The organism is Protofrankia sp. Cr1 (assembly GCF_963555865.1).
Taxonomy (GTDB): Bacteria; Actinomycetota; Actinomycetes; order Frankiales; family Frankiaceae; genus Protofrankia.
Window position 1 is genome coordinate 1 of sequence record NZ_CAUVXO010000483.1, and the last position, 3,946, is coordinate 3,946.

Here is a 3,946-nt window from a genome sequence, read left to right on the forward strand (position 1 = left end):
CGGCCGAGCAGGCGCCGGGTTCGTCCACAGCACCGATCGCAACGGCGCCCGCCCCGGACCTGCCGCCCTACCGGAACAGCGGTCGTGCAGATGAGGGACAGCTCGGCGGTCCGCGTCCCGGCGCCCCGCAACCGCCGGTGCCGTACCCGGGTAGCGCCTACCCGAATAATCCCTACCCCAGCACCGAGTACCCGGCGCCAGCACCGGAGATCCGGCCGTCCGGCCACGACGGGGCAGCCGACGTCACCCGTGCGCCCGGCAGACTCATGACCAGCGCGCTGCTGCCCGCCCAGCCGGACACCGCGTCCGGAGGCTGGAGAAAACTGGTCTTCAGGGCGTCCGGAGGAGCGATCAATCCTGGGCCGTCCGCCGACGAGGCCCGCCATCGGCGCCTGGTCGCGCACATCCGCACCCCCTTGTACGACTGCCACCGGGTCGCGGTCATGTCGCTCAAGGGCGGTGTCGGCAAGACCACCACGACCGTGGCCCTCGGGTCGACCCTGGCGAGTCTGCGTGGGGACCGCGTGGTGGCGATCGACGCGAACCCCGACCGCGGGACGCTCGGTGCCAAGGTACCGCGAACAACCACGAACACCGTGCGCGATCTACTCGACAATGCAGCCTCGCTACACCGTTATGTGGACGTTCGTCGGTACCTGTCACAGGCCGACAGCCGCCTGGAGGTGCTCGCGTCCGCGAACGATCCCGAGATCTCGCAGGCGTTCGCCGACACCGACTACCTCGCTGTCGACGACATCCTGCAGCGGCACTACTCGATCCTGCTGACCGACTGCGGCACCGGGATTCTGCACAGCGCCATGCCCGCGGTCCTCAAACTCGCCGACACACTGGTGATTGTCAGCAGTTCCAGCGCGGATGGCGGTTCGTCGGCCAGTGCCACGCTGGACTGGCTGGACGCACACGGGTACGCCGCCCAGGTGCGAGAGGCGGTGACGGTCATCTCGACATTCCCGGTGAATGGCGAGTCGGTGGATATGAACACGCTCGAACAGCATTTCGCCGCCCGTACCCGGCGAGTCGTTCAGGTACCCTACGATCCCCATCTCGCCATCGGCGGACGTATCACGTTGGAAGAGTTGAGAAAAGCGACGAGGCAGGCGTTTCTCGAAATCGCCGGTGCCGTCGCCGAACGGTTCGGGTCTCCCCTGACAGACGGGGATCCCGAGCGTTTCGGCGGGTTACCGCACGGGGTTTAGGGCCTGTCCGGGCACCACTCAGCGGGCCAGGGCGCCGGTCACGGCCCGGACGCCGGGGCGCCGCAGCTGCCTGGCCACTGTCGTACGGCCGTCCACGATCCGCCCGAACAGTCCGAAGGTACCGGGCATGCAGGTCAGCAACGCGTGCAGCAGCCCGGGATGGTGTGCATAAACCGCCTGTAGCTTGCGGCCGGCGTCCATTTCGGGGCCGAGCACCGCTTCAATGCGCCTGGGGTACTCCGCGAGCGCGGACAGATCACCGACAGCGGCTCGGGCCGCGGCCTCCCCCGCGAGACGCCCCGAGCGCAATGCGAACGAGATCCCCTCGCGCGTCCACGGGTCGAGCAGACCCGCCGCGTCGCCGGCGACCAGCACCCTGCCCCGACGCAGTGGCGAACCCGCGGCCCGTACCCTCGTCAGATGCCCGGAGTCGTGCAACGGTGTCACCGAACCCAGACCGAGCCGGCGCACCAGATCGCCGTAGTAGGAACGCAGCGCATCGCCGTCTGCCCGCGAACCGATCACACCGACGGTGAGCACCTCGCTCTTTGGGAACAGCCAGGCGTATGAACCGGGGACCGGACCCCAGTCGAGCAGCATCCGGCCGCCCCAGCGCCGTGCGGTCGGTGCGCTCACCGGGAACTCACCTTCCAAGCCGACGTCCACTTGGTCACACCGGACGCCGACGTGGGCGCCCGTCCGCCCGGACGCGCCATCTGCGCCGACGACGACCCGGGCGCGTATCTCCCGCCCGCCCCGCACCGTCACCACGACGCAACCATCCCGCGTCTGCCTGATCTCCGTGCTCCCCCTGCTCTCCCTGGCCTCCCTGGCCTCCCTGGCCTCCCTGGCCTCCCTGACCGCCGTGGCCGCCGTGGCCACCTGGACCTCGTTGCTGTCCGGTCCGCCCGGTCCGGGGACTGGTCCGGCGGTCGGTCCGGTTACTTCGCGCAGGCCGGTGACGTGGACTCCGGTCCGCAGGCCCGCACCGGCAGCGCAGGCCGAGTGCACCAGCGCCCGGTCGAACTCCGAGCGCATCACCATTGACAGCATCGGTCGACCTGGCCGGCGCCTGGTCCGCGCCAGCCGGCCGTCCAGGGACACGGTGAGCTGGTCGATGCTCGCGTGGACCAGGCCCGAAAGGTCGATACCGGCATGGTCGACCGCTAGACCGACCAGGCCGCCGCCACAGGTCTTGTACCTGGGCAGCTCGGCCCGTTCAAGCATGCAGACGGTGAGACCGGCCCGGGCCGCCGCCCGAGCTGCGCTTGCTCCCGCCGGACCGGCGCCGATCACGACCACATCGAACATCTCGCCAGGAGCGTCCGACCGGCCAGCCATGTCTACCGGCATATCAGCGCAGGGTGAGGGTCCGGCCCACGACGCCGGCACGCATCCGGCGTTGCGACGCATCCAGCGGAGTCCGGTCGGCAACCGCACGCTCCAACCGGGCACACAGCTCCGTCGCCGGTTCCTCGCAGCTGTCCGCGTCAGCGCCCGGCGCGAGGTCCCAGACCGGAACGACCAGACCGTCCGCCCGGAAGGAGCCGACGAAACGGGACCCGACACCGACCGTAAGATCACCAGCGGCGGCCAGCCGCGCGAGGGCGTCGAGCAGGGGTTCCTCGTCGTACGCCTGAACCCACCGCAGGTGCGTCCGCTCCCCCGGACTGCACCAGTAGGCCGCGTCGACCGAGGTCAACCGGACGGTCGGAACGACGGCCGCGTTCGCCCGCTCCAAGGCGGCGGCGACCTCCGGAGCGGGACCGGTACCGTCCTCGGACGGCGGGATCCACCAGGTGAATCCGGAGTGGACCGTGATGTCCAGCGGGGCCGGATCGAGGATGTCCAGCAGCGTTGGGCCGGCCCGGCCGTCGTCGCCACGGGCGCTGCCCGCCGCTGTCTGCCGGGGGATGACCGGAGCCCCGGGCTCGGCGGCAAGAGCCGCGAGCAGCGCCCGCGCAACGTCAACGCTCGCATCGTCGCTGGGCACGCCCGTCTGCATGGCCAGGAGGATCTCGCCGCTCTCCCGGACGATTGCAGGCACTGCCTGCGGCAGCATCGTGCCGAGCAGAACCGCACGGTCGCCATGTTCGGGATGTTCCGCGAGGTAGCTGGCGGAGAGCTTCAGCGGGGCTGTCGCGCTGGGCACCAACTCGCGCAGGGCCACCAGATCGGGTTCGTCGACCCGGCCCGCAAAGGGACGCAGGACGGGCGCGGGCCGCCGCCGCACGCCATGACATGCCTTGTAGCGACGCCCTGACCCACACGGGCACGGCGACCGCGGCCCGACGGCGGGAACATCTGCCTCGTCCGTCCCGAAGACGCCCGGAGCCGACCCGGACGCGGCCAAGCCGACCTCGTCGGACGAGCCGGACCCGGACGAGACGGATCCGGAATGAGACGGCACGGGGCGGCGGACGGTCTGTCGGCGGGCGATCGGGTGCTCCTCGGCTTGACGGATCAGGTTGACGGATCAGATTGACGGACGGCTGGTACGCGCAAGGCTAATACCTGCGACCGACAACTCCCGCCAACCCACCCACGTGACCGTCCGCTTGTACCGGACCTGCTACGCGCAGGTGCGGAACCGGGCTCCACCAGCCGGGACCGGACCGGCGGGCGTGCGAAAAACCAAGATCGCACACCCTTTGGCCAGGCCAGCAACCATGGGCCTCCGGGCGTGCGAAAAACCAAGATCGCACACCCTTTGGCCAGGCCACCCGCAA

3 protein-coding genes are annotated in these 3,946 nt (G+C 70.3%); 1 reads left to right on the forward strand and 2 read right to left on the reverse strand.

Annotated features, from left to right (window positions below; translation table 11 throughout):
• Positions 1-1,217, forward strand: a 1,217-nt coding sequence (locus tag U9980_RS24190) for a MinD/ParA family ATP-binding protein (protein ID WP_322770036.1), incomplete at its 5' end; no start/stop codon positions are given.
• A gap of 18 nt (positions 1,218-1,235) precedes the next feature.
• Here the strand turns inward: U9980_RS24190 and U9980_RS24195 are convergent.
• Both U9980_RS24195 and U9980_RS24200 read right to left on the reverse strand, forming a co-directional pair.
• Positions 1,236-2,558, reverse strand: coding sequence for an FAD-dependent monooxygenase (locus U9980_RS24195; protein ID WP_322770037.1), 1,323 nt, complete (start codon positions 2,556-2,558; stop codon positions 1,236-1,238).
• 13 nt (positions 2,559-2,571) lie between these two features.
• Positions 2,572-3,570: a DUF5926 family protein gene (locus U9980_RS24200; protein WP_416210383.1), complete on the reverse strand. Its 999-nt coding sequence runs from the start codon at positions 3,568-3,570 to the stop codon at positions 2,572-2,574.
• Between the last annotated feature and the right edge of the window lie 376 nt (positions 3,571-3,946).